Here is a 25,909-nt window from a genome sequence, read left to right on the forward strand (position 1 = left end):
AGAAAGCCGGGCCAGGAAAAAATAACAGCAATCAAGGAAAAGGGGAAAATCAGCAATTTTCTGAAAGAGATGCCCTTTCGGTTGCAAAGGGCATCATGGGAAATTAGTTATAGTTAATCTTAAAAAGCACCACGGTATCGAAGGAGCCAGCCTCAATGGGAGTGCCGGGAATAGACGAAAGTTCAGCCGTATAGGTTTTTTCGTAGATCAGCATGTCACTGGTGAAGTCGGCATATTCGCTGTATTTGTTGAAGGTATAGGGCGAAGCGTTTTCATCCAGTAAACGTAGTTTCAGACCATTACCAATCAGCAATGCTTTATCTTCTTCAACCAACGTTTCTTCGGTATAAAACGAGGAGCTGACTTTGAATCCGTCGGTACATTGATCGTTTTGTGATTTTGTCGTTTTAATACCGAATGTTTTTGTCATGTTGTGTCGCCGGATATCCAGTACATTAAATTTACCAAAATCAATGACCTGGTTGGCTGGGGTAATAGAAAAATTGACGCTGCAATCCAATACCCGAATGTTTTCCAGACCGGTAATATGATATTTCAGGTTTTGGGCGGTTGGGTCCTCATTAACGCTTCCTTCGCCATCAAATTGCACCACAATGTAATCGCTGAGCGTGCTTTGATAATCATGCGGCGGTATCTCTCGTATCTTGACGTATAACCGCATGCGAGCGAGAAACGTACGCGACATATGAATATTATTGGGATCACCAGAGCAAATTTTGTTCTGCCATCCCATCGCGATGATCTGCTCAGGGGTATAAATATTAATGTTTTTGCTGTCGATGCACTGGTTAGTGTCGATGCGGCTTTTTCCCTGGTTAGCATCATAATCAACACCATTGTAAGTTACGCCGAGTTGATAATAGCGATCCTGAATTCCCGGGTACGGGGTTACCCAGGCGTAGACATGCTCGCTCTCAAAGTTGCCGTTAGTATTGTTGTCACAATAGACGGGAATTTTAATATCGTCAGACTCCCAGATCTTATCGCCGGGTTTGGCATTCCCTGGCACAGCAAATGGTTGAATAGATTCCGATTTTTCTACCGAACCACCGGATGAACCAAAGTAACAGTTCAGGGCAAGCGCAGATTTTAACGGTAGAAATAACAGACAGATGATGAGCAACAATCCCTTGCCAGCACTCATTTCTTCGCCTCCACAGCCTGTAAACGGCATTGCCCGTTACAGTTGAGCGTTGTCATGCGTAATGCGCCATAATCATCCATATAACCGAGATAAAACTGGCTGCCACTATAATTTCCAGTGGTTGTACTTACTGTACTAAAAGGCGCAATCATCACAGTTTTGAAGCCCGGGAGAACGCTTTGCTCATTTCGCCCAAGATACGCGATGGTCAGATAATAGCCAGTAGGGTTTTTTAAGCTAAGCTGATTGCCCTGCTGGCTGACCTGTAACTGCAGTTCGACCTTTTCTCCTGCTTTCTTGCGTAATGCAGACGGTCGCCAGAACACCTTGATACGGCTCTGGATGGCGACTTGCAGAACGGCATGGTCGCTGTTTTTTTCCGGGGCGGGAGGAATTTCACGCATATTGTAGAAAAATAGCGTTTCGCGATCGCCCGGTAATTTCGCGGTCGAGGCTTGCTTGACTATCCGCACCTGCGTTGTTGCTTTCGGTTCCAGACGTTGTATCGGTGGCAGGGCGACCAGAAGATCGTCGCTTTTCTCCCCTTTTTCATTTTCGAGCCAGGAATAAGCGAGGTAGGGGAGTTTATCGCTACGATTATCTACTCGCAGACTGGTAGCTTTATCATTAGCGTTAAACACAATGCGAGTGCGGTCGGGTTGTAGTGCAGCGTGGCTACACAGACTGGTAACCAACAACAAAAGGGGAAGTCCTTTCATAAATGTCATTTTCATTTCCTTAATTAATGACAAGGTAAAATCAGGCGATTTGCGGTGTCTTCCATATGTTCAGGAAGATGGATCGAGCAACGCTGACTATCACCCCAGACCACGGTAAACTTTTGATTTTCAGCGACTCCGCTTAACCAGGCGTGTCCTTCCTCGCCAACCATCCCCACGCTAATGCTGCTGCCATCCTGACGGATATCCGCACCGAGGGGAGGGAACTGACCGCTGGCGTTGCGAATGATGACGTTAATGTCTTTACCGGAACGGGATGCCAGTGATTTGTAACCTATTGCGCCTTCAATCCACGTTTCTTTGATGACGTTTTCTGTCACCGTCACGCCGTCGGGTAAGTCGTTCATGTTCACGGCCACGGTGGAAGGTTGATAACTGGAAACCAGCGGTACCACTGCAATGCCAAAATGGTTGGTGTAGTCGAGATTGCCCTGAACCGGAATATCTGCCACGCCATCGGTGCTGACCATCAGGCGTGGTTCATTGGTGGAGCTGCGGCGATGGAAGGCTGCACCATATTGCGTCGCCGTGAAAGAACCACTCCAGCTGCTGCTAACAGAACTGTAGTCATTGGCAGCATAAGTACCAGAAAGATCCCACTCACCCGCTGAACTCAGGTGCTGATAGTTACCGCTCACCTGGGCTCCATTGTCCGGACGGTCGGATTGTAGTCCAGCAGACATCCCCCAGCTATTTCGTTCATCCAGCGTATCGTTCCACGACATGCGGTGTGTGGTGCTGTGGCTACTGTTTTGCATGTCATAACCGACCCGACCACCGTTACCGAAGGGAAGCGAAATCGACAGGTAAATCTGGTTGTCGCGATCTTTATCTTCGTAATGGGTTGTATTGAATGACGTCGAAATAGAGATATCTCTCCAGTTACCAATATCAACATTAAAACCCGCCGTGATGTTGGCGGTCGTGGAGGCGTCTGCATTCCACCAGGTTTGATGCAGCAGGTTGGCGTACAGATTGAGGTTCAGTGGGGTAATCGGTTGCCCCACGGATAAGCTGATCGTCTGTTTTTCGTCCTGCGCATCGTTGTCGTTGTATTTGTGATCCAGATAGTTGGCGTAGCTGTGAAAATGACGATCTGAGAAGCGATAAGCGGCGAGCGAAATCGTGCTGTTAGTGGCATCCACTTGTTTGCTGTAATTAAAGCGGTAACTTAAGCCCCGCTCGTCCTGCTGAGTATCAAACTGACTACTGGCCCAGGTGACATCAAACGATAGCGCGCCAAGCCAGAGCATATTTTGCCCGATACCCATTGCGGCAGAATGGTAGTCGTCACCCGAAATCAGCAGGCCGCCGTACAGCGAGGTATTTGACAGCATCCCCCAGGAAACTTCATTGCTAAAAAAGGTTTCATTTTCAGTTTGATGAGACATAGATGTTCGCGGCTGACCGGCAGCAAGTTTATAGCGAACCTGCCCCTGGCGCGTAAGGAAAGGCGTCGATGCTGCCGAAACCTGGAAATTGTTCACCCGACCATCTTCTTCCGTCACTTTGACATCCAACGTACCCTGGACGGACTGATTAAGGTCATCAATGATAAACGGACCTGGTGGGACTTTTTTCTGGTAGATGACGCGGCCTGATTGACTGATCGTCACCGTGGCATTGGTTTGTGCAATACCGCTAATTTGTGGAGCGTAGCCGCGCAGTTCCCACGGTAACATCCGGTCGTCACTCGCCAGTGCCGCGCCGGTATAAGAAAAACCGTCGAAAATATTGGAACTAAAATCCGTTTCGCCGAGGGTTAATTTTGAACCTAATTGCGGTAGCGGGCGAAAAAGATAGGTACGTGATATTTCGCCTGACTGTTCATGGTTATCATTGCCATCATTTTGATTCAACTGATAGTCACTGCGTAAGCGCCATGCCCCCGCGTTAATTCCGGCTGTTCCGTAGGCGTTAAGATTAGTGCTGCTGCTGCCATCCTGTGGGCGGTAGCTGCTGGCAAACAAGTTGTAATCCATCAGGACACCGGGGACACCTTCTTTCCATGTGGAGGGTGGAGTCCAGTTATCTGAGTGCCACGCCAGCCAGGCCTGTGGGATGGTGATATTCAGTTGCTGACTGGCCTGATCAAAATTGAAGAGCATTTCTGGTCGGGTGCTAAAATCGACGCACTGATTAATCAGGGGTAACGACTGACGGACTTCAGGTTTTAAGCCAAATTTATCGACCAATAAATCATTGATGCACGGAATGGTATTGTCCCCCTTTTTTTGCCAGTTAATTTTTTGCCCATTACTGATTTGGTTATTATTTACCGCAATGCTGACAAAATATTCACCGGGAGCAATGACACCTTTTTCCTTTAATAATGAAATATCAATGCGCTCACGCATCGATTTGTCGAGGACATTCAGGTTGAATTCAACCGCCATGGCGGAAGGCATCGCCATGACCAGGCAGGATACAAAAGAGAGTCGATAAATATTCACGGTGTCCATACCAGATAAATATTTTAAGAAAGGCGGCAGTGATGCCGCCCAATAACGCTTATTTATAATCCAGTACGTAGGTTGCATTCGCTGTAACAGCCCCTGCCGTTACTGGTGTCGCTTGATCAATTTGTTCCATCCAGGCAAAGAAGTTCAGTGTTTGTTCACTGGACGTTGGTGCGAGGTCGATATCCGGAGAAGCAGTGCCTAAAATGATATTGCTTTGATCCTTATTCATTAAACGCACGCCGACACCGGTGGCTTCGCCAGTGCTGGTATTGTTGAGTATCGGATCTGCGCCAGTGGTTTTCGCTGAGCTATCGAAGGTGACCGCGACTTTAGAAATCTTGCCACCGGAACCGTTATTAGAGTTTTCCAGGTCGCAGTTGATTAAACGCAGGTCGACAGCAACCGCATCGCTGTGATGAGACTGATTAATGTGGCTGGTGGTCACCTGACCTAGCTCAATTTCTTTATCAATATCATCATGATGTATTTCACATGGTGCTTCTATAACCTCACCTTTAAAGTGAATTTCACCAGAACCTTCATCAGCTGCATAAACCGGTGCAGTGAATAACAGAGATACGGCCAATGCGGCCAATGTTTTTTGTCCTTTAAACATAACTGAGTCCTTTACAGAAATAGAAAAAGTATAGCGATATCAGAATATCTTATTTGATTGTCGAATGTTTTTAGTTTTACTTAAAAATATTATTAATTATATTAAATGCAAGGTTAACTACTTGATGTAATGAATTAATAATTTAATGAATGTTATCGGGGGGAATGAGAGAGATATACCTCATTTTCATGAGGTTATAAATGTAACTAAAAGCAGATACCTTAATTAAAATTTATTATTTTGCCGATAAAGTGAACAATTCTATTATTTTTCAATATTAATGTCAGCCGGTTAATTAATTTTATTTTTACATTTTTTTGTGTTCAGGTAGATAAAAATTAACCCGCCTTTTAAAGGCGGGTTAACAGAATTTACAGCTTAGGAATCAGCAGTTAACGTTTGATGTCGCTTTTAAAATCGCGTTTTTCATAGCCGGTATACAGCTGACGTGGACGGGCAATCTTCATGCCATCACTGTGCATTTCGCTCCAGTGGGCGATCCAGCCAACTGTACGTGCCATAGCGAATATGACGGTGAACATGGAAGACGGAATACCCATCGCTTTCAGGATGATACCAGAGTAGAAATCGACGTTAGGGTACAGTTTTTTCTCAATAAAGTACGGGTCGTTCAGCGCGATATTTTCCAGCTCCATAGCTACTTCCAGCAGGTCATCCTTCGTGCCCAGCTCTTTCAGGACTTCGTGGCAGGTTTCACGCATGACGGTGGCGCGCGGGTCGTAGTTTTTGTACACGCGGTGACCGAAGCCCATCAGGCGGAAAGAGTCATTCTTGTCTTTCGCACGACGAACAAATTCCGGAATGTGTTTAACGGAGCTGATTTCTTCCAGCATTTTCAGAGCCGCTTCGTTAGCACCACCGTGCGCTGGTCCCCACAACGAAGCAATACCTGCTGCGATACAGGCAAACGGGTTCGCCCCCGAAGAGCCAGCGGTACGCACGGTGGAGGTAGAGGCGTTCTGTTCATGGTCAGCGTGCAGGATCAGAATACGGTCCATAGCACGTTCCAGAATCGGATTAACTTCATACGGTTCGCACGGCGTGGAGAACATCATATTCAGGAAGTTACCGGCATAGGAGAGATCGTTGCGCGGGTAAACGAATGGCTGACCAATGGAATACTTGTAACACATCGCGGCCATGGTCGGCATTTTTGACAGCAGGCGGAACGCGGCAATTTCACGATGACGAGGATTGTTAACATCCAGCGAGTCGTGATAGAACGCCGCCAGCGCGCCGGTAATACCACACATAACTGCCATTGGATGCGAGTCGCGACGGAAAGCATGGAACAGACGGGTAATCTGCTCGTGGATCATGGTATGACGGGTCACCGTCGTTTTAAATTCGTCATACTGTTCCTGAGTTGGTTTTTCACCATTCAGCAGGATGTAACAAACTTCCAGGTAGTTAGAATCGGTCGCCAGCTGATCGATCGGGAAACCGCGGTGCAGCAAAATACCTTCATCACCATCAATAAAAGTAATTTTAGATTCGCAGGATGCGGTTGAAGTGAAGCCTGGGTCAAAGGTGAACACACCTTTTGAACCGAGAGTACGGATATCAATAACATCTTGACCCAGCGTGCCTTTCAGCACATCCAGTTCAACAGCTGTGTCCCCGTTGAGGGTGAGTTTTGCTTTTGTATCAGCCATTTAAGGTCTCCTTAGCGCCTTATTGCGTAAGACTGCCGGAACTTAAATTTGCCTTCGCACATCAACCTGGCTTTACCCGTTTGTTATTTGGCTCGCCGCTCTGCGGAAGAGGGGAAAACCTGGGTACAGAGCTCTGGGCGCTTGCAGGTAAAGGATCCATTGATGACGAATAAATGGCGAATCAAGTACTTAGCAATCCGAATTATTAAACTTGTCTACCACTAATAACTGTCCCGAATGAATTGGTCAATACTTCCACACTGTTACATAAGTTAATCTTAGGTGAAATACTGACTTCATAACTTTTACGCATTATATGCTTTTCCTAGTGATGTTTGTAACAACTTTGTTGAATGATTGTCAAATTAGATGATTAAAAATTAAATAAATGTTGTTATCGTGACCCAGATCACTGTTCGGGATAAAACCCGACAAACTATATGTAGGTTAATTGTAATGATTTTGTGAACGGCCTATACTGCCGCCAGGTCTCCGGAACACCCTGCAATCCCGAGCCACCCAGCGTTGTAACGTGTCGTTTTCGCATCTGGAAGCAGTGTTTTGCATGACGCGCAGTTATAGAAAGGACGCTGTCTGACCCGCAAGCAGACCGGAGGAAGGAAATCCCGACGTCTCCAGGTAACAGAAAGTTAACCTCTGTGCCCGTAGTCCCCAGGGAATAATAAGAACAGCATGTGGGCGTTATTCATGATAAGAAATGTGAAAAAACAAAGACCTGTTAATCTGGACCTACAGACCATCCGGTTCCCCGTCACGGCGATAGCGTCCATTCTCCATCGCGTTTCCGGTGTGATCACCTTTGTTGCAGTGGGCATCCTGCTGTGGCTTCTGGGTACCAGCCTCTCTTCCCCTGAAGGTTTCGAGCAAGCTTCCGCGATTATGGGCAGCTTCTTCGTCAAATTTATCATGTGGGGCATCCTTACCGCTCTGGCGTATCACGTCGTCGTAGGTATTCGCCACATGATGATGGATTTTGGCTATCTGGAAGAAACATTCGAAGCGGGTAAACGCTCCGCCAAAATCTCCTTTGTTATTACTGTCGTGCTTTCACTTCTCGCAGGAGTCCTCGTATGGTAAGCAACGCCTCCGCATTAGGACGCAATGGCGTACATGATTTCATCCTCGTTCGCGCTACCGCTATCGTCCTGACGCTTTACATCATTTATATGGTCGGTTTTTTCGCTACCAGTGGCGAGCTGACATATGAAGTCTGGATTGGTTTCTTCGCCTCTGCGTTCACCAAAGTGTTCACCCTGCTGGCGCTGTTTTCTATCTTGATCCATGCCTGGATCGGCATGTGGCAGGTGTTGACCGACTACGTTAAACCACTGGCCTTGCGCCTGATGCTGCAACTGGTGATTGTCGTTGCACTGGTGGTTTACGTGATTTATGGATTCGTTGTGGTGTGGGGTGTGTGATGAAATTGCCAGTCAGAGAATTTGATGCAGTTGTGATTGGTGCCGGTGGCGCAGGTATGCGCGCGGCGCTGCAAATTTCCCAGAGCGGCCAAACCTGTGCGCTGCTCTCCAAAGTCTTCCCGACCCGTTCCCATACCGTTTCTGCGCAAGGCGGCATTACCGTTGCGCTGGGTAATACCCATGAAGATAACTGGGAATGGCATATGTACGACACCGTAAAAGGGTCGGACTATATCGGTGACCAGGACGCGATTGAATATATGTGTAAAACCGGGCCGGAAGCGATTCTGGAACTGGAACACATGGGGCTACCGTTCTCGCGTCTTGATGATGGTCGTATCTATCAACGTCCGTTTGGCGGCCAGTCGAAAAACTTCGGTGGCGAGCAAGCGGCACGTACTGCGGCGGCAGCTGACCGTACCGGTCACGCACTGTTGCACACGCTTTATCAGCAAAACCTGAAAAACCACACCACCATTTTCTCCGAGTGGTATGCGCTGGATCTGGTGAAGAACCAGGATGGCGCGGTAGTTGGTTGTACCGCACTGTGCATCGAAACCGGTGAAGTGGTTTACTTCAAAGCCCGTGCGACTGTGCTGGCAACCGGCGGGGCAGGGCGTATTTATCAGTCCACCACCAACGCCCACATTAACACCGGCGACGGCGTCGGTATGGCTATCCGTGCAGGTGTACCTGTGCAGGATATGGAAATGTGGCAGTTCCACCCGACCGGTATAGCAGGTGCGGGCGTACTGGTCACCGAAGGTTGCCGTGGTGAAGGCGGTTATCTGCTGAACAAACATGGCGAACGCTTTATGGAGCGTTATGCGCCGAACGCCAAAGACCTGGCGGGCCGTGACGTGGTGGCGCGTTCCATCATGATCGAAATCCGTGAAGGTCGCGGCTGTGATGGTCCGTGGGGGCCACATGCAAAACTGAAACTCGACCACCTGGGTAAAGAAGTTCTCGAATCCCGTCTGCCGGGTATCCTTGAACTCTCCCGTACCTTCGCACACGTCGATCCGGTGAAAGAGCCGATTCCGGTTATCCCAACCTGTCACTACATGATGGGCGGTATTCCGACCAAAGTGACCGGTCAGGCGCTGACGGTGAACGAGAAAGGCGAAGATGTGGTTGTTCCGGGGCTGTTCGCGGTAGGTGAAATTGCTTGTGTATCGGTACACGGCGCTAACCGTCTGGGCGGTAACTCGCTGCTGGACCTGGTGGTCTTTGGTCGCGCAGCGGGTCTGCATCTGCAAGAGTCTATTGCCGAGCAGGGCGCACTGCGCGATGCCAGCGAGTCTGATGTAGAAGCGTCTCTGGAGCGTCTGAATCGCTGGAACAACAACCGTAACGGTGAAGATCCGATGGCGATCCGTAAAGCACTGCAAGAATGTATGCAGCATAACTTCTCGGTCTTCCGTGAAGGTGATGCGATGGCAAAAGGGCTTGAGCAGTTGAAAGTGATCCGTGAGCGTTTGAAAAATGCCCGTCTGGATGACACTTCCAGCGAGTTCAACACCCAGCGCGTTGAATGCCTGGAACTGGATAACCTGATGGAAACGGCGTATGCAACGGCTGTTTCTGCCAACTTCCGTACCGAAAGCCGTGGCGCGCATAGCCGCTTCGACTTCCCGGATCGTGATGATGAAAACTGGCTGTGCCACTCCCTGTATCTGCCAGAGTCGGAATCCATGACGCGCCGAAGCGTCAACATGGAACCGAAACTGCGCCCGGCATTCCCGCCGAAGATTCGTACTTACTAATGCGGAGACAGGAAAATGAGACTCGAGTTTTCAATTTATCGCTATAACCCGGATGTTGATGATGCTCCGCGTATGCAGGATTACACCCTGGAAGCGGAAGAAGGTCGCGACATGATGCTGCTGGATGCGCTTATCCAGTTGAAAGAGAAAGATCCCAGCCTGTCGTTCCGTCGTTCCTGCCGTGAAGGTGTGTGCGGTTCCGACGGTCTGAACATGAACGGTAAGAATGGTCTGGCCTGTATTACCCCGATTTCGGCACTCAACCAGCCGGGCAAGAAGATTGTTATTCGCCCGCTGCCAGGTTTACCGGTGATCCGCGATTTGGTGGTAGACATGGGACAATTCTATGCGCAATATGAGAAAATTAAGCCTTACCTGTTGAATAATGGACAAAATCCGCCAGCTCGTGAGCATTTACAGATGCCAGAGCAGCGCGAAAAAATCGACGGGCTGTATGAATGTATTCTCTGCGCATGTTGTTCAACCTCTTGTCCGTCTTTCTGGTGGAATCCCGATAAGTTTATCGGCCCGGCAGGCTTGTTAGCGGCATATCGTTTCCTGATCGATAGCCGTGATACCGAGACTGACAGCCGCCTCGACGGTTTGAGCGATGCATTCAGCGTATTCCGCTGTCACAGCATCATGAACTGCGTCAGTGTATGTCCGAAGGGGCTGAACCCGACGCGCGCCATCGGCCATATCAAGTCGATGTTGTTGCAACGTAATGCATAAATTCAAGGCCTGATAAGACGCGCAAGCGTCGCATCAGGCAACCAGGGCCGGATGCGGCGTGAACGCCTTATCCGGCCTACAAAAGAAATGCAGAAATCGTAGGCCTGATAAGACGCGCAAGCGTCGCATCAGGCAAACAGTGCCGGATGCGGCGTGAATGCGTTATCCGGCCTACAAAAGAAATGCAGGAATCGTAGGCCTGATAAGACGCACAAGCGTCGCATCAGGCAACCAGTGCCGGATGCGGCGTGAATGCGTTATCCGGCCTACAAAAGAAATGCAGGAAATCTTTAAAAACTGCCCCTGACACTAAGACAGTTTTTAAAGGTTCCTTCGCGAGCCACTACGTAGACAAGAGCTCGCAAGTGAACCCCGGCACGCACATCACTGTGCGTGGTAGTATCCACGGCGAAGTAAGCATAAAAAAGATGCTTAAGGGATCACGATGCAGAACAGCGCTTTGAAAGCCTGGTTGGACTCTTCTTACCTCTCTGGCGCAAACCAGAGCTGGATAGAACAGCTCTATGAAGACTTCTTAACCGATCCTGACTCGGTTGACGCTAACTGGCGTTCGACGTTCCAGCAGTTACCTGGTACGGGAGTCAAACCGGATCAATTCCACTCTCAAACGCGTGAATATTTCCGCCGCCTGGCGAAAGACGCTTCACGTTACTCTTCAACGATCTCCGACCCTGACACCAATGTGAAGCAGGTTAAAGTCCTGCAGCTCATTAACGCATACCGCTTCCGCGGTCACCAGCATGCGAATCTCGATCCGCTGGGACTGTGGCAGCAAGATAAAGTGGCCGATCTGGATCCGTCTTTCCACGATCTGACCGAAGCAGACTTCCAGGAGACCTTCAACGTCGGTTCATTTGCCAGCGGCAAAGAAACCATGAAACTCGGCGAGCTGCTGGAAGCCCTCAAGCAAACCTACTGCGGCCCGATTGGTGCCGAGTACATGCACATTACCAGCACCGAAGAAAAACGCTGGATCCAACAGCGTATCGAGTCTGGTCGCGCGACTTTCAATAGCGAAGAGAAAAAACGCTTCTTAAGCGAACTGACCGCCGCTGAAGGCCTTGAACGTTACCTCGGCGCAAAATTCCCTGGCGCAAAACGCTTCTCGCTGGAAGGCGGTGACGCGTTAATCCCGATGCTTAAAGAGATGATCCGCCATGCTGGCAATAGCGGCACCCGTGAAGTGGTTCTCGGGATGGCGCACCGTGGTCGTCTGAACGTGCTGGTTAACGTGCTGGGTAAAAAACCGCAAGACTTGTTCGACGAGTTTGCCGGTAAACATAAAGAACACCTCGGCACGGGCGACGTGAAATACCACATGGGCTTCTCGTCTGACTTCCAGACCGACGGCGGCCTGGTTCACCTGGCGCTGGCGTTTAACCCGTCTCACCTTGAGATTGTAAGCCCGGTAGTTATCGGTTCTGTTCGCGCCCGTCTGGACAGACTCGATGAGCCGAGCAGCAACAAAGTGCTGCCAATCACCATCCACGGTGACGCCGCAGTGACCGGGCAGGGCGTGGTTCAGGAAACCCTGAACATGTCGAAAGCGCGTGGTTATGAAGTTGGCGGTACGGTACGTATCGTTATCAACAACCAGGTCGGTTTCACTACCTCTAACCCGCTGGATGCCCGTTCTACGCCGTACTGTACTGATATCGGCAAGATGGTACAGGCACCGATTTTCCACGTTAATGCGGATGATCCGGAAGCCGTTGCCTTTGTGACCCGTCTGGCGCTCGATTTCCGTAACACCTTTAAACGTGATGTCTTCATCGACCTGGTGTGCTACCGCCGTCACGGCCACAACGAAGCCGACGAGCCGAGTGCAACTCAGCCGCTGATGTATCAGAAAATCAAAAAACATCCGACGCCGCGCAAAATCTACGCTGACAAGCTGGAGCAGGAAAAAGTCGCGACGCTGGAAGATGCCACCGAGATGGTTAACCTGTACCGTGATGCGCTGGATGCTGGCGATTGCGTGGTAGCAGAGTGGCGTCCGATGAACATGCACTCTTTCACCTGGTCGCCGTACCTCAACCACGAATGGGACGAAGAGTACCCGAACAAAGTTGAGATGAAGCGCCTGCAGGAACTGGCTAAACGTATCAGTACGGTGCCGGAAGCGGTTGAAATGCAGTCTCGCGTTGCCAAGATTTATGGCGATCGCCAGGCAATGGCTGCCGGTGAGAAACTGTTCGACTGGGGCGGCGCGGAAAACCTCGCTTACGCCACGCTGGTTGATGAAGGCATTCCGGTCCGCCTGTCGGGTGAAGACTCCGGTCGCGGTACCTTCTTCCATCGTCATGCGGTGATCCACAATCAGTCCAACGGTTCCACTTACACGCCGCTGCAACATATCCATAATGGTCAGGGCGCGTTCCGCGTCTGGGACTCCGTACTGTCTGAAGAAGCAGTGCTGGCGTTTGAATACGGTTATGCCACCGCAGAGCCGCGCACGCTGACCATCTGGGAAGCGCAGTTTGGTGACTTCGCTAACGGTGCGCAGGTGGTTATCGACCAGTTCATCTCCTCTGGCGAACAGAAATGGGGCCGGATGTGTGGTCTGGTAATGCTGCTGCCGCACGGGTATGAAGGGCAAGGGCCGGAGCACTCCTCCGCGCGTCTGGAACGTTATCTGCAACTTTGTGCTGAACAAAACATGCAGGTGTGCGTACCGTCTACCCCGGCACAGGTTTACCATATGCTGCGTCGTCAGGCGCTGCGCGGGATGCGTCGTCCGCTGGTGGTGATGTCGCCGAAATCCCTGCTGCGTCATCCGCTGGCGGTTTCCAGCCTCGAAGAACTGGCGAACGGCACCTTCCTGCCTGCCATTGGTGAAATCGACGAGCTTGATCCGAAGGGCGTGAAGCGCGTAGTGATGTGTTCTGGTAAGGTTTATTACGACCTGCTGGAACAACGTCGTAAGAACAATCAACACGATGTCGCCATCGTGCGTATCGAGCAACTCTACCCGTTCCCGCATAAAGCGATGCAGGAAGTGTTGCAGCAGTTTGCTCACGTCAAGGATTTTGTCTGGTGCCAGGAAGAGCCGCTCAACCAGGGCGCATGGTACTGTAGCCAGCATCATTTCCGTGAAGTGATTCCGTTTGGGGCTTCTCTGCGTTATGCAGGCCGCCCGGCCTCCGCCTCTCCGGCGGTAGGGTATATGTCCGTTCACCAGAAACAGCAACAAGATCTGGTTAATGACGCGCTGAACGTCGAATAAATAAAGGATACACAATGAGTAGCGTAGATATTCTGGTCCCTGACCTGCCTGAATCCGTAGCCGATGCCACCGTCGCAACCTGGCATAAAAAACCCGGCGACGCAGTCGTACGTGATGAAGTGCTGGTAGAAATCGAAACTGACAAAGTGGTACTGGAAGTACCGGCATCAGCAGACGGCATTCTGGATGCGGTTCTGGAAGATGAAGGTACAACCGTAACGTCTCGTCAGATCCTTGGTCGCCTGCGTGAAGGCAACAGCGCCGGTAAAGAAACCAGCGCCAAATCTGAAGAGAAAGCGTCAACTCCGGCACAACGCCAACAGGCGTCTCTGGAAGAGCAAAACAACGATGCCTTAAGCCCGGCGATCCGTCGCCTTTTGGCTGAACACAATCTTGATGCCAGCGCCATTAAAGGCACCGGTGTAGGTGGTCGTCTGACCCGTGAAGATGTGGAAAAACATCTGGCGAAAGCCCCGGCGAAAGAGTCTGCACCAGCAGCAGCTACTACGGCGGCGCAACCGGCTCTGGCTGCACGTAGCGAAAAACGTGTTCCGATGACTCGCCTGCGTAAGCGTGTGGCAGAGCGTCTGCTGGAAGCGAAAAACTCTACTGCCATGCTGACCACGTTCAACGAAGTCAACATGAAGCCGATTATGGATCTGCGTAAGCAGTATGGTGAAGCGTTTGAAAAACGTCACGGCATCCGTCTGGGCTTTATGTCCTTCTACGTTAAAGCAGTGGTTGAAGCCCTGAAACGTTATCCGGAAGTGAATGCTTCTATCGACGGCGATGATGTGGTTTACCACAACTATTTCGACGTCAGCATGGCGGTATCTACGCCGCGCGGCCTGGTGACGCCGGTTCTGCGTGATGTCGATACCCTCGGCATGGCAGACATCGAGAAGAAAATTAAAGAGCTGGCAGTTAAAGGCCGTGACGGCAAGCTGACGGTTGAAGATCTGACCGGTGGTAACTTTACCATCACCAACGGTGGTGTGTTCGGTTCCCTGATGTCTACGCCTATCATCAACCCGCCGCAGAGCGCAATTCTGGGTATGCACGCTATCAAAGATCGTCCGATGGCAGTGAATGGTCAGGTTGAGATCCTGCCGATGATGTACCTGGCGCTGTCCTACGATCACCGTCTGATCGATGGTCGCGAGTCCGTGGGCTTCCTGGTAACGATCAAAGAGTTGCTGGAAGATCCGACGCGTCTGCTGCTGGACGTGTAGTAGTTTAAGTTTCACCTGCACTGTAGACCGGATGAGGCATTATCGCTTTCTCCGGCAATTGAAGCCTGATGCGACGCTTAACGCGTCTTATCAGGCCTACGGGAAGCACCGATGTAGGTCGGATAAGGCGCTCGCGCCGCATCCGACACGCGATGCCTGATGCGACGCTTGCGCGTCTTATCAGGCCTACGGGTGACCGACAATACCCGGAAGCGATACGAAATATTCGGTCTACGGTTTAAAAGATAACGATTACTGAAGGATGGACAGAACACATGAACTTACATGAATATCAGGCAAAACAACTGTTTGCCCGCTATGGCTTACCAGCACCGGTGGGTTATGCCTGTACTACTCCGCGCGAAGCAGAAGAAGCCGCTTCAAAAATCGGTGCCGGTCCGTGGGTAGTGAAATGTCAGGTTCACGCTGGTGGCCGCGGTAAAGCGGGCGGTGTGAAAGTTGTAAACAGCAAAGAAGACATCCGTGCTTTTGCAGAAAACTGGCTGGGCAAGCGTCTGGTAACGTATCAAACAGATGCCAATGGTCAACCGGTTAACCAGATTCTGGTTGAAGCAGCGACCGATATCGCTAAAGAGCTGTATCTTGGTGCCGTTGTAGACCGTAGTTCCCGTCGCGTGGTCTTTATGGCCTCCACCGAAGGCGGCGTGGAAATCGAAAAAGTGGCGGAAGAAACTCCGCACCTGATCCACAAAGTTGCGCTTGATCCGCTGACTGGCCCGATGCCGTATCAGGGACGCGAGCTGGCGTTCAAACTGGGTCTGGAAGGTAAACTGGTTCAGCAGTTCACCAAAATCTTCATGGGCCTGGCGACCATTTTCCTGGAGCGCGACCTGGCGTTGATCGAAATCAACCCGCTGGTCATCACCAAACAGGGCGATCTGATTTGCCTCGACGGCAAACTGGGCGCTGACGGCAACGCACTGTTCCGCCAGCCTGATCTGCGCGAAATGCGCGACCAGTCGCAGGAAGATCCACGTGAAGCACAGGCTGCACAGTGGGAACTGAACTACGTTGCGCTGGACGGTAACATCGGTTGTATGGTTAACGGCGCAGGTCTGGCGATGGGCACCATGGACATCGTTAAACTGCACGGCGGCGAACCGGCTAACTTCCTGGACGTTGGCGGTGGCGCAACCAAAGAACGTGTAACCGAAGCATTCAAAATCATCCTCTCTGACGACAAAGTGAAAGCCGTTCTGGTTAACATCTTCGGTGGTATCGTTCGTTGCGACCTGATCGCTGACGGTATCATCGGCGCGGTAGCGGAAGTGGGTGTTAACGTACCGGTCGTGGTACGTCTGGAAGGTAACAACGCCGAACTCGGCGCGAAGAAACTGGCTGACAGCGGCCTGAATATTATTGCAGCAAAAGGTCTGACGGATGCAGCTCAGCAGGTTGTTGCCGCAGTGGAGGGGAAATAATGTCCATTTTAATTGATAAAAACACCAAGGTTATTTGCCAGGGCTTTACTGGTAGCCAGGGGACTTTCCACTCTGAACAGGCCATTGCATACGGCACTAAAATGGTTGGCGGCGTAACCCCAGGTAAAGGCGGTACTACCCACCTTGGTCTGCCGGTGTTCAACACCGTGCGTGAAGCCGTTGCTGCCACTGGCGCTACCGCTTCTGTTATCTACGTACCGGCTCCGTTCTGCAAAGACTCCATTCTGGAAGCCATCGACGCAGGTATCAAACTGATTATCACCATCACTGAAGGCATCCCGACGCTGGATATGCTGACGGTGAAAGTGAAACTGGACGAAGCTGGCGTACGCATGATCGGCCCGAACTGCCCGGGCGTTATCACTCCGGGTGAATGTAAAATCGGCATCCAGCCTGGTCACATTCACAAACCGGGTAAAGTGGGTATCGTTTCCCGTTCCGGTACACTGACCTATGAAGCGGTTAAACAGACCACGGATTACGGTTTCGGTCAGTCGACCTGTGTCGGTATCGGCGGCGACCCGATCCCTGGTTCTAACTTTATCGACATCCTCGAAATGTTCGAAAAAGATCCGCAGACCGAAGCGATCGTGATGATCGGTGAGATCGGCGGTAGCGCTGAAGAAGAAGCGGCTGCGTACATCAAAGAGCACGTTACCAAGCCAGTTGTAGGTTACATCGCTGGTGTAACTGCGCCGAAAGGCAAACGTATGGGCCACGCGGGTGCCATCATTGCCGGTGGGAAAGGGACTGCGGATGAGAAATTCGCTGCTCTGGAAGCCGCAGGCGTGAAAACCGTTCGCAGCCTGGCTGACATCGGTGAAGCTCTGAAAACTGTTCTGAAATAAATACTTGTAATAAGAAATAGCCCTCGCCGCTTCCCTCTACAGGAATGGCGAAGGGCTGTCGGTTTCGACATGGTTGGCCATCATATGATGGCCTTTTTTATGCTTTAAACGTTAACCACGGTCGAAATCTGACCGCTGGCTGAATTAATCCGGCTTCTTGTTGAGCTTCGATAACCGGACCAATATCTTTATAAGCCGCTGGCGCTTCTTCAAGACGTCGTTCTTCGCGCAATGTGACGCATTGCCACGGCAGCGTTGACTCTTCAGTCGCGCGTGAGCGCATGGCCTGCCGACGCTGGCTGCGTCCTGCTCCGTGACTGCATGACCACAGCCACTCCGAGTTGCCGCAACCTACCGCAAGCCACGAATAATCGCCCATTGAACCAGGGATTAACGCCAGATTGCCCACTCGTGCCGGTGTTGCGCCTTTGCGATGAATATTCATTTCATGCTCGCGAAGGATGATGTTATGTGGCACATCCACCACCAGATGCGAATTGTCCTGATGAAAGAGATTGGCAAGACATACGCGCACCATTTCGGCAATTGTCACGCGATTTAACCACGCGTAACGCGCCGCCATTCCTATCGCTTGTAGATATTCCTCCGCCAGTCCGCCTGCCAGACCATATAACCCGCTTTGTGGATGTTTATGTCCGGTGGGCCATTCAGCACGGGCGCGATCCATCCAGCGTCTTCCGACGTAAAAGCCAACATCTCGCGATCCACTGTGGATCATCACCACAATATCGCCTGTTTTCAGCCCTTGTTGCCAGGCTACATGGCGATCAACCACGCTATCAACGACCTGAAGTTCAATAAAATGATTACCTGAACCCGGCGTACCCAGACAAGGATCGCGGAGTAATGCGCGGTCCGTTGCCAGCAGGGCGGGTGGGGCATAACGCGAATGACTGTTATGCTCGTTAAGCCCAATGCAGCGGTCAATCTCTTGTACCATTCGGGGGATATTCGTGCGTGTCCAGAGACCTGCTGATGGCAAGGTCGACACGCAATCTGCCGGTCCGCCATCAAAAAGCGCGGTGAACGCCTGTGCGGATAACGGAACATCGCGCTCATTTTGTAGTAGCACTTGCGTTAACCGCTGAGTGATGATGTCTTTATGCGCTTCGGCTTGCTCAAGTGTTAATCCGGTCGTCAGCAGCCGCATGCCACAAGAAATATCGGTGCCGATGGCGGCGGGAATGACTAAATCCGGCGTTGAGGCCACCACCGCGCCAACGGGGACGCCATTGCCGGGATGAAAATCTGGCGTCGCACAGGTCTGGCGTACGTAACCTGGATGGCCTGGTATCTTCACTTCTGCAAAATCAAGCAGTTGTGTCACTGCTTTTTCTTCCAGCGGCAGTTCGTCCGGCAGCAGTACGCGGGCACTGGCTCCTGATGGACGACATAATGAAACAATATTGTTGGCACGGGAAAGTTGGATCCCTTTGCGCAGAAAGGCTTTATCAAGCCTTAAAAGATGATGCATAACGCTGTCCTGAAATATAGACGTTAAACAACCCCCTGTATTGCGAGGGTAATTTTGTCTTTCCGGTCAGCAGCCAGCAAAAGGGAAAGAAAACGCGCGTAGTGTATGTGGCGATAGCAAGTTTTACAAGTGGTAAATCTGGCTTATTGTTAAAGAGGAATTATCTTTTGTGAAGTCTTTTAAGGCTATGACTCATTCAATTTAACCGGACATAGATAATATATAACATAGGGTATATAAATTTATCATTGTATACTTGTCATAATTCAAGTTGCATGTGCTGCATCGATGTTCGCTCACCCAGGTCACTTACTTATGTAAGCTTCTGGAAATTCATTATTTGTTCCCTTCCTGCAACTTGACTTATTTAGAGTATATTCATGTATATGAATAATATTCTTGCAATAATAGCTTTAAAGTATTGCATGCGGATAACTGAGGTGAAATTCCTGTTTTAGGATTATTGTCACTTTATTTTCCTGGTTAGACATATAGCTGACTGGTTTGTTTATTTGAATTATGATATTCATTAGTGCTACTGTTTTTTATAAAATAATTTTTGAATTGTTATTTTTTCACGGACGGCATTATGCGAGGAAAAATACCTAAAACGGAGCTGCTGGTGACTTTTGAGGTCGTCGCACGTCATGAAAGCTATACCAGAGCGGCAGAGGAGTTAGCGTTAACCCAAAGTGCTGTATTCAGACAAGTAAGTGCGCTGGAGGAATTTTTACATACTCCGCTATTTTCACACTCTAAAAAACGCATTTTTCTTAATGATGCAGGGAAGTATTACCTGGGGATAGTAAAAGAATCATTAAATAAGCTGGAACGCGATACCAATACGATTATGACCTGGCAGCCTACGGTTCAGGTTATTGAACTTGCCGTTAATCCTACGTTTAGTACCCACTGGTTAATCCCAAATTTACATGAATTCACAAAGTTACATCCCGATATTATTGTTAATATTCATTCTTTAGCTAATAACGGCGATTTTCTTAATCGGGAGTACGATGCTGTCATTATGCGCGAAAATTTTTGCGCGCCCTGGGCGGAAGTAGAATATCTCTTTGAAGAGGAGATTTTGCCGGTATGCAGCGGCAGTTTGCTTGCAATGTCCGATCAAAAACTGTCAGTGGCAGAACTGCTTACTGAGTTACCACTTCTGCATCAAAGCACCCGTATTACTGGCTGGGAAGAGTGGTTTGCTTTATCTGGCGTTAGCAGTCCGCTGGTCAATAACGGACCACGTTTCGATTTGCTTTCAATGCTGATTGCCGCCGTGCGCTCTAATCTCGGCGTGGCGCTGTTACCACGGTTCGCTATTCAACATGATTTGGATAGTGGCGATATGGTGATTCCCTGTGATGTGCCTATTCGTACCGGTAATCGTTTTATTATGACGTGGCAGGAAGAGAAGTCTGACTCGCCGCACTTGCAGCAATTTCGTGAATGGTTGCTGGCGAAATCGGTCGTACCGCAGGAGATGTAAAACCTGCGCCTGGCGGGATGCCAGGCGCAGTTATTACCAGTCGATACCCGGCTGGGCCTGAATGCCGTTATCAAAAGCATGTTTGACGGGGCGGATTTCGCTGACCGTATCCGCCATTTTTAATATCTGACTGTGGCAACCGCGTCCGGTGACAATGACACTTTGTTGTGCCGGGCGGTTTTGCAGAGAAGCGATCACTTCTTCGGTATCCAGATAATGGTAAGCCAGCATATAGGTGAGCTCATCAAGCACCACTAAGTCGTAACGCTTGTCAGCCAGCATCCGTTTGCTTTCCGACCAGACCTCTTTCGCCGCGTCGATATCCGCTTGCCGGTTCTGAGTCTCCCAGGTAAAACCGGTTCCCATAATATGAAACTCAACCCCCAGCGGCTGGAGAAGGTTGTATTCGCCGTTGTCCCATTGCCCCTTGATGTACTGCGCAACCCCCACCGTTTTGCCATGACCCACCGCGCGCGTCACAGTACCAAACGCGGCAGTGGATTTCCCTTTGCCGTTGCCGGTGAAAACAATCAAGATCCCTTTTTTCTCTATCGCCGCCGCGACGCGCGTATCGACCTGTTCCTTCAATTTCTGCTGGCGCTGCATATGCCGTTCAGTTGAAATTCGCGCTTCCATTCATTTTCCTTAATGTCCCGCAGGGCAACTGGCGCAGCGGTGTTGCTGCTCAAACTGACTAAAGAAATTATTGCCTTTATCATCGACCAGGATGAATGCGGGCAGATTTTCCACTTCCATCATCCACACCGCTTCCATACCCAGCTCCGGGTATTCCAGGCAACGCAGACTTTTGACATATTCTTGCGCCAGTAACGCAGCTGCACCGCCAATACTTCCCAGATTGAAGCCGCCATGTTTGTGACAGGCATCGGTGACCTGCTGGCTGCGGTTACCTTTCGATAACATTACCAGACTGCCGCCAGCCGCCTGGAAGGTTTCGACATAACCGTCCATTCGACCGCCCGTGGTTGGACCCAGTGAACCGCAGGCCATGTTCTCCGGTGTTTTCGCCGGGCCAGCGTAATAGACAATATGATGCTTCAGGTAATCCGGCATCGATTCGCCGCTATCCAGCCGCGCTTTTATTTTTGCGTGGGCGATATCGCGCGCCACTACGATGGGACCACTTAACGACACGCGGGTACCTACCGGTAATCTGGCGAGATCCTGCATCACGTCACGCAACGGACGGTTTAGATCCAGGTGTACATGTTGCGAGTGATTTTCTTCCCGCAATGAGGCTGGAATATATTGCCCCGGATTGTGTTCGAGTTTTTCCAGCCAGATACCGTGCTTGTTAATTTTTGCTTTGATATTGCGATCGGCAGAACAGGAGAGCGCCATAGCTATCGGGCAAGAGCCACCGTGACGCGGCAGACGAATGACGCGAATATCATGAGCGAAATATTTACCCCCAAATTGCGCACCAATACCAAATTGCTGACTGGCTTCGAGCAACGCTTTTTCCAGCTCAATATCACGGAATGCTTGTCCCTGCTCGTTTCCGCTGGTGGGCAAATTGTCGTAATATTTCGTAGAGGCCAGCTTGGCAACTTTTAAGGTTTGATCGGCTGAAAGCCCTCCGACGACAAAGGCGATGTGGTAGGGCGGGCAGGCGGCCGTGCCCAACGATTTCATTTTGTCGATTAAAAACGCGGTCAGTTTTTCTGGTTGCAATAAGGATTTGGTTTCCTGATAAAGCGCGGCTTTATTGGCGGAGCCGCCCCCTTTATTAACACAGAGAAAATGGTACTCATTACCAGCGACAGCGCTGATATCAATCTGCGCCGGGAGATTGGTTTGCGTATTGACTTCGGTATACATATCCAGCGGCGCATTTTGTGAAAAGCGCAGATTATTTTCCTGGAAAGTACTGTAAATGCCTTTGCTTAAGGCTTCAGCGTCGTTACCTCCCGTCCATATCTGTTGCCCTTTACTGGCAACAATAGTTGCGGTGCCGGTATCCTGACAGTTGGGTAATACCCCTTTTGCTGAGACTTCAGCATTACGTAATAACTGCAACGCAACGTATTTATCATTACTACTGGCCTGCGGATCGCTAAGAATGCTGGCGACCTGTTGCAAATGAGCGGAACGTAAGAAAAAAGAGGCTTCATAAAATGCCTGCCGGGCAAGCAGCGTTAATGCTTCAGGAGCGATTTTTATCACTTCTTCGCCGTCTAATTCCGTTACTGTAATATGTTGATCGCTAATTAATGTATATTCTGTACCGTCTTTATTTTGTAGAAACGGTTCTTGCCAGATAAATGGTTTGGACATATTTCACTTTTCACCTTAAACGTTAGTGTTACTTAATTGCCGTCTAACTTCATGATCCGGCTTATAAAAATGCGTAGTCATTGGCTTCTGATTGCTTAAGATCCCCCTCAGGGCAGAGCAACGTTCGATTCATTGGGTTTTAATGCTTTACCCCGACAACCCTCGCCGAAATGTTCGCCTTCCCACCGACTCACCATCGCAGCGCCCATTGCGTTGCTCATGACGTTTGTCGCGGAACGCCCCATATCAAGGAACGGATCAACGCCCATCAGCAAGATCAGCCCCGCTTCCGGAATATTGAACTGGTTGAGCGTGGCGGCGATAACCACCATTGAGGCGCGTGGTACGCCAGCCATTCCTTTCGAGGTCAACATCAGGATCAACAGCATGGTGATTTGCTCACCGATGGATAAATGGATATTGCAGGCCTGGGCGATGAAAACTGTGGCGAAGGAGCAGTAGGCCATTGATCCAACGAGATTAAATGAGTAGCCAATGGGTAAGACAAAGCTGGCAATTTTGGGGGAAACGCCAAATTGCTCCAGTTTTTCAAGCGTTCCCGGAAAAGCAGCTTCAGAACTGGATGTGGTAAATGCCAGCAGGGCGGGTTCTGAAAGGGCGCGGGTCAGGCGTCTGATGCAGGGGCCGACATAAACGATGGCCAGACCGATAAGCAGCACCCAAAGTAATAACATGGTGAAATAAAATTCACCCATAAAGATCCCGGCGCTCACCATAACTGCCAGTCCTCGTTCAGCAATCAATGCTGAAATAGCGGCGAATACGGTCAGGGGAGCGAAGAGCATGACGTAGCCAGTGAGCTTTAACATGGCATGTGCCAGCGAATCTAAGGCGTGAACGATGGCGCTGCCTTTCTCACCAATCGCCGTCAGGCTACAGCCGAGGAAAATTGAGAACACCACGATTTGCAAAATTTCATTGTGCGCCATGGCATCGACAATGCTGGTGGGGAAAGCATGCGAAATAAATACTTTTAGTGTAAAGGGTTCTGACGCGACCACTCCGGTGGTTTCGGCACCGTGTGCAACAAAATTAATTCCTGTGCCTGGCATGAAGAAATTTACCGTTATCAAGCCTAAGGCAATTGACAGCAATGAGGCGCAAATAAATAAAAAGAGTGTTTTAGAAAAAATACGACCAAGGGCTTTGGCATCGCCCATTTTAGCAATACCTACCACCAGGGTAGAGACCACTAACGGAGCGATAATCATTTTTATCAGTCGTAAGAAAATCGTCGTGAATATCGATATTTCTTGCGCATAGAGTTTTGCTGTTTCCGGTGAAGCAGTGTTATTGAGCACTACGCCGATAATCATTCCAAGTACCAGCGCCAAAAGAATCATCGTAGTTAAACTTATTTTCTTCATTTTTTCCTCCATCAGGTGCACGGCGATAAATCAGAATCAGGAGAAGTGGATGCCTGAATAGAGATTCAGGCATCTACCTGCTATAACAACCTTACAAATAGCTGAAGTGTTGAGCTGCAATAAGTGACGGGATGTCAGTTGGCTAAAAGTGTTCGGATTTTTACAAATCGAAACTCATATTTAATAAAGGTGCATGTTGCTGTGCGCCATAGACATCATTGTCACCTACATTCCCGGAGATAATATCTCGTGGCATGACAATTTTTACTGCGTTAGAAGGATCAAACCAGACAATACGATGAATAAAGTCAGGTTCAACATGATATAAGCGCGCAATCAGTTCTGGGGTTAATTGCCCTGATGATTTTACTCGCTCATAGTTTTCTTTCGTTTTAAATAAAATATCTAAAACCAGTTCGTAAGGTCCGGCATTTTTCGAACGAATGACTTGCGCCAGTGAGACAATTGACTGTTTCATGCCTGAACTCCTTCTGGCGTCACCTGTTCAATATGGAAATCAAAACGCAGAGCGTCGTTGGCTTCAATCAGGTGATATATGGAAAATTCGTATACCGGCCCGCCCTGGATATCAGAAGGGGAGAACGGGAACGCTAGGTTGCCTGCGGTAGCGATGCGGTTTTCATAGCCGTAGTGCAGCATGGTAGAGCGCACCAGCGAGCAAACGCTGTTGGCAATTTCCTGGGTCGGTGCAACTACATCAAGGACAATCCCCAGCTCATGCCCGGCAGTTTGCATCGGTTCATGGTCACCCATCACCCCGTTTTTGCCGTACAGGTGGAAATTGATGCGAATGCTGTCATCGTCTAAGGACAGATTACGCGAAACGCTGGTTTTGACTTCATCGATGATGTTATCGATCCCGGCGATCATGATCGGGTCGCGCGTTCCGGCGATGGTCAAACAGCGGAAACCCACCCGCCGCGCACCTTCCAGTTTCAGGGCATAGGGCGTTTCTTCATGCTTAGAACCGCTGACGTACACTTCGCCATCATTGATCGCTTTAAATGTGCAACCTTTCAGGTTTAGCACGCCGCCAGGTCCTGGCAGAAAGTAGGGATCGGATTTCTCATACAGTGTGTGTGCAGCAGCTGACGTTTCGGTAAATTTACGCTTCGGATTAAACGTCTTCAGCGTAAAGCCGTTGTCATCAATGATGCCCATCGCACAGTCAGAGCCTGAGCCGGGTGTTGCAGCGATTGCCGCACATTCAAGGATTTTCCCACAATGCAGTGCCAGACCTTCATCAAAGCCTTGCATGATCGGAAGCGCAGCAAAGCAGGCCGGGTCGTAAGCGCGCCCGCCCAGCACCACTTGCGCTCCTTCTTTCAGCGCCCGCTGGAAGGGTTCGATGCCCATTTGCGCGACGATATACGTACTTTCGTCAATCGAGTCGTGGGTTAACGGCGGGACAAAATCCAGCGCCGTGATTTTGCCGTTATCCAGCGCCTGGTGGACGATGGCTTTGTCAACGTCTGCCGGGATCAGCGCCATCGAGAACGCGAGGCGCTCTTCCCGGGCAATCTCATGAATTATTTCTCGGCACCACTCCAGGTGTGGAGCGGCACCAGAACCGCCGGCCGTTCCGATCACCACCGGTATATTATTTTGCACGCCTGCGGTGATCATATAGCGCAGATCGCGCTTGACCCCTGCGCGATCGGTAAATGGTTTGCCTGCCCCGAGGTAGTGGGGACCTGGATCGGAAGATCCTGCATCAACGGCGATCAGATCGGGCGATTCTGCCATCGCTTTGCGGAAGCTCTCTTCCGGGAATCCATACCCGAGGATTGCCGTTGGCGATAAGACTTTAAAAGAACGAGCCATTT

21 protein-coding genes are annotated in these 25,909 nt (G+C 50.2%); 9 read left to right on the forward strand and 12 right to left on the reverse strand.

Annotated features, from left to right (window positions below):
- Positions 1-103: 103 nt before the first annotated feature.
- The 6 genes from QUF14_RS03870 to QUF14_RS03895 all read right to left on the reverse strand — a co-directional run bounded on the left by QUF14_RS03870 (position 104) and on the right by QUF14_RS03895 (position 6,972).
- Complete coding sequence (locus tag QUF14_RS03870; protein ID WP_100734001.1) at positions 104-1,165, reverse strand: fimbrial protein; 1,062 nt, start codon at positions 1,163-1,165, stop codon at positions 104-106.
- Complete coding sequence (locus QUF14_RS03875) at positions 1,162-1,893, reverse strand: fimbrial biogenesis chaperone (protein WP_000143540.1); 732 nt, start codon at positions 1,891-1,893, stop codon at positions 1,162-1,164. Before QUF14_RS03875 ends, QUF14_RS03870 begins: the two co-directional genes overlap by 4 nt.
- Before the next feature lie 14 nt (positions 1,894-1,907).
- Positions 1,908-4,367, reverse strand: a complete 2,460-nt coding sequence (locus tag QUF14_RS03880; protein ID WP_072157023.1) for a fimbria/pilus outer membrane usher protein — start codon at positions 4,365-4,367, stop codon at positions 1,908-1,910.
- Between the two features lie 49 nt (positions 4,368-4,416).
- Positions 4,417-4,983, reverse strand: coding sequence for a fimbrial protein (locus QUF14_RS03885; RefSeq protein ID WP_000472411.1), 567 nt, complete (start codon positions 4,981-4,983; stop codon positions 4,417-4,419).
- Positions 4,984-5,375: 392 nt separating this feature from the next.
- Complete coding sequence (gltA, locus tag QUF14_RS03890) at positions 5,376-6,659, reverse strand: citrate synthase (RefSeq protein WP_000785834.1); 1,284 nt, start codon at positions 6,657-6,659, stop codon at positions 5,376-5,378.
- A gap of 205 nt (positions 6,660-6,864) precedes the next feature.
- The gene (locus QUF14_RS03895; protein WP_123057340.1) at positions 6,865-6,972 is read right to left on the reverse strand and encodes a hypothetical protein; all 108 of its coding nucleotides are present in this window, start codon (positions 6,970-6,972) and stop codon (positions 6,865-6,867) included.
- 380 nt (positions 6,973-7,352) lie between these two features.
- On the opposite strand from QUF14_RS03895, the gene sdhC reads away from it, so the two are divergent.
- The 8 genes from sdhC to sucD all read left to right on the forward strand — a co-directional run bounded on the left by sdhC (position 7,353) and on the right by sucD (position 17,386).
- The gene (sdhC, locus tag QUF14_RS03900; protein ID WP_000263355.1) at positions 7,353-7,757 is read left to right on the forward strand and encodes a succinate dehydrogenase cytochrome b556 subunit; all 405 of its coding nucleotides are present in this window, start codon (positions 7,353-7,355) and stop codon (positions 7,755-7,757) included.
- Positions 7,751-8,098 (forward strand): succinate dehydrogenase membrane anchor subunit, encoded by a 348-nt coding sequence (gene sdhD, locus QUF14_RS03905; protein ID WP_000254365.1) that lies wholly within the window; start codon positions 7,751-7,753, stop codon positions 8,096-8,098. The genes sdhC and sdhD overlap by 7 nt, the downstream gene beginning before the upstream one ends.
- Entirely contained in the window at positions 8,098-9,864 is a 1,767-nt protein-coding gene (gene sdhA / locus QUF14_RS03910) for a succinate dehydrogenase flavoprotein subunit (RefSeq protein ID WP_000775546.1), read from the forward strand. The genes sdhD and sdhA overlap by 1 nt, the downstream gene beginning before the upstream one ends.
- A gap of 15 nt (positions 9,865-9,879) precedes the next feature.
- The gene (gene sdhB, locus QUF14_RS03915) at positions 9,880-10,596 is read left to right on the forward strand and encodes a succinate dehydrogenase iron-sulfur subunit SdhB (protein ID WP_001235259.1); all 717 of its coding nucleotides are present in this window, start codon (positions 9,880-9,882) and stop codon (positions 10,594-10,596) included.
- Positions 10,597-11,041: 445 nt separating this feature from the next.
- Positions 11,042-13,843 carry a 2-oxoglutarate dehydrogenase E1 component gene (gene sucA / locus QUF14_RS03925; protein WP_001181473.1) on the forward strand — a complete coding sequence of 934 codons (2,802 nt, stop codon included), beginning with the start codon at positions 11,042-11,044 and terminating at the stop codon, positions 13,841-13,843.
- A gap of 14 nt (positions 13,844-13,857) precedes the next feature.
- A complete protein-coding gene (gene odhB, locus QUF14_RS03930) occupies positions 13,858-15,075 on the forward strand; it encodes a 2-oxoglutarate dehydrogenase complex dihydrolipoyllysine-residue succinyltransferase (RefSeq protein ID WP_000099835.1) in 1,218 nt (405 codons plus the stop codon).
- A gap of 275 nt (positions 15,076-15,350) precedes the next feature.
- Positions 15,351-16,517: an ADP-forming succinate--CoA ligase subunit beta gene (gene sucC, locus QUF14_RS03935; protein ID WP_001048602.1), complete on the forward strand. Its 1,167-nt coding sequence runs from the start codon at positions 15,351-15,353 to the stop codon at positions 16,515-16,517.
- Complete coding sequence (gene sucD, locus QUF14_RS03940; RefSeq protein ID WP_000025458.1) at positions 16,517-17,386, forward strand: succinate--CoA ligase subunit alpha; 870 nt, start codon at positions 16,517-16,519, stop codon at positions 17,384-17,386. The genes sucC and sucD overlap by 1 nt, the downstream gene beginning before the upstream one ends.
- Positions 17,387-17,483: 97 nt before the next feature.
- Here sucD and QUF14_RS03945 read toward each other — a convergent pair whose 3' ends face one another.
- Positions 17,484-18,881, reverse strand: a complete 1,398-nt coding sequence (locus tag QUF14_RS03945) for an RtcB family protein (RefSeq protein WP_000546463.1) — start codon at positions 18,879-18,881, stop codon at positions 17,484-17,486.
- Between the two features lie 589 nt (positions 18,882-19,470).
- Here QUF14_RS03945 and QUF14_RS03950 point away from each other — a divergent pair.
- Positions 19,471-20,376, forward strand: a complete 906-nt coding sequence (locus QUF14_RS03950; protein ID WP_001214254.1) for a LysR substrate-binding domain-containing protein — start codon at positions 19,471-19,473, stop codon at positions 20,374-20,376.
- 33 nt (positions 20,377-20,409) lie between these two features.
- Here QUF14_RS03950 and cobO read toward each other — a convergent pair whose 3' ends face one another.
- The 5 genes from cobO to QUF14_RS03975 form a co-directional block, all read right to left on the reverse strand.
- Positions 20,410-21,012, reverse strand: a complete 603-nt coding sequence (gene cobO, locus QUF14_RS03955; RefSeq protein WP_100734002.1) for a cob(I)yrinic acid a,c-diamide adenosyltransferase — start codon at positions 21,010-21,012, stop codon at positions 20,410-20,412.
- 9 nt (positions 21,013-21,021) lie between these two features.
- A complete protein-coding gene (locus QUF14_RS03960; RefSeq protein ID WP_100734003.1) occupies positions 21,022-22,674 on the reverse strand; it encodes a class I fumarate hydratase in 1,653 nt (550 codons plus the stop codon).
- A 107-nt stretch (positions 22,675-22,781) separates the two neighbouring features.
- A complete protein-coding gene (locus QUF14_RS03965) occupies positions 22,782-24,062 on the reverse strand; it encodes a dicarboxylate/amino acid:cation symporter (protein WP_000724204.1) in 1,281 nt (426 codons plus the stop codon).
- A gap of 160 nt (positions 24,063-24,222) precedes the next feature.
- Positions 24,223-24,540 carry a DUF4387 domain-containing protein gene (locus QUF14_RS03970; RefSeq protein ID WP_000813947.1) on the reverse strand — a complete coding sequence of 106 codons (318 nt, stop codon included), beginning with the start codon at positions 24,538-24,540 and terminating at the stop codon, positions 24,223-24,225.
- Positions 24,537-25,907, reverse strand: a complete 1,371-nt coding sequence (locus QUF14_RS03975) for an acyclic terpene utilization AtuA family protein (protein WP_000124271.1) — start codon at positions 25,905-25,907, stop codon at positions 24,537-24,539. Before QUF14_RS03975 ends, QUF14_RS03970 begins: the two co-directional genes overlap by 4 nt.
- Between the last annotated feature and the right edge of the window lie 2 nt (positions 25,908-25,909).

Source organism: Escherichia sp. HH091_1A (assembly GCF_030295175.1).
Classification (GTDB): Bacteria; Pseudomonadota; Gammaproteobacteria; order Enterobacterales; family Enterobacteriaceae; genus Escherichia; species Escherichia coli_F.

Excerpts from the sequence above, each read along its gene's own strand:
- QUF14_RS03870 (WP_100734001.1), bottom strand. The coding sequence starts at position 1,165 with ATGAGTGCTGGCAAGGGATTGTTGCTCATCATCTGTCTGTTATTTCTA.
- QUF14_RS03875 (WP_000143540.1), bottom strand. The coding sequence starts at position 1,893 with ATGACATTTATGAAAGGACTTCCCCTTTTGTTGTTGGTTACCAGTCTG.
- QUF14_RS03880 (WP_072157023.1), bottom strand. The coding sequence starts at position 4,367 with ATGGACACCGTGAATATTTATCGACTCTCTTTTGTATCCTGCCTGGTC.
- QUF14_RS03885 (WP_000472411.1), bottom strand. The coding sequence starts at position 4,983 with ATGTTTAAAGGACAAAAAACATTGGCCGCATTGGCCGTATCTCTGTTA.
- gltA (WP_000785834.1), bottom strand. The coding sequence starts at position 6,659 with ATGGCTGATACAAAAGCAAAACTCACCCTCAACGGGGACACAGCTGTT.
- QUF14_RS03895 (WP_123057340.1), bottom strand. The coding sequence starts at position 6,972 with ATGCGTAAAAGTTATGAAGTCAGTATTTCACCTAAGATTAACTTATGT.
- sdhC (WP_000263355.1), top strand. The coding sequence starts at position 7,353 with ATGTGGGCGTTATTCATGATAAGAAATGTGAAAAAACAAAGACCTGTT.
- sdhD (WP_000254365.1), top strand. The coding sequence starts at position 7,751 with ATGGTAAGCAACGCCTCCGCATTAGGACGCAATGGCGTACATGATTTC.
- sdhA (WP_000775546.1), top strand. The coding sequence starts at position 8,098 with ATGAAATTGCCAGTCAGAGAATTTGATGCAGTTGTGATTGGTGCCGGT.
- sdhB (WP_001235259.1), top strand. The coding sequence starts at position 9,880 with ATGAGACTCGAGTTTTCAATTTATCGCTATAACCCGGATGTTGATGAT.
- sucA (WP_001181473.1), top strand. The coding sequence starts at position 11,042 with ATGCAGAACAGCGCTTTGAAAGCCTGGTTGGACTCTTCTTACCTCTCT.
- odhB (WP_000099835.1), top strand. The coding sequence starts at position 13,858 with ATGAGTAGCGTAGATATTCTGGTCCCTGACCTGCCTGAATCCGTAGCC.
- sucC (WP_001048602.1), top strand. The coding sequence starts at position 15,351 with ATGAACTTACATGAATATCAGGCAAAACAACTGTTTGCCCGCTATGGC.
- sucD (WP_000025458.1), top strand. The coding sequence starts at position 16,517 with ATGTCCATTTTAATTGATAAAAACACCAAGGTTATTTGCCAGGGCTTT.
- QUF14_RS03945 (WP_000546463.1), bottom strand. The coding sequence starts at position 18,881 with ATGCATCATCTTTTAAGGCTTGATAAAGCCTTTCTGCGCAAAGGGATC.
- QUF14_RS03950 (WP_001214254.1), top strand. The coding sequence starts at position 19,471 with ATGCGAGGAAAAATACCTAAAACGGAGCTGCTGGTGACTTTTGAGGTC.
- cobO (WP_100734002.1), bottom strand. The coding sequence starts at position 21,012 with ATGGAAGCGCGAATTTCAACTGAACGGCATATGCAGCGCCAGCAGAAA.
- QUF14_RS03960 (WP_100734003.1), bottom strand. The coding sequence starts at position 22,674 with ATGTCCAAACCATTTATCTGGCAAGAACCGTTTCTACAAAATAAAGAC.
- QUF14_RS03965 (WP_000724204.1), bottom strand. The coding sequence starts at position 24,062 with ATGAAGAAAATAAGTTTAACTACGATGATTCTTTTGGCGCTGGTACTT.
- QUF14_RS03970 (WP_000813947.1), bottom strand. The coding sequence starts at position 24,540 with ATGAAACAGTCAATTGTCTCACTGGCGCAAGTCATTCGTTCGAAAAAT.
- QUF14_RS03975 (WP_000124271.1), bottom strand. The coding sequence starts at position 25,907 with ATGGCTCGTTCTTTTAAAGTCTTATCGCCAACGGCAATCCTCGGGTAT.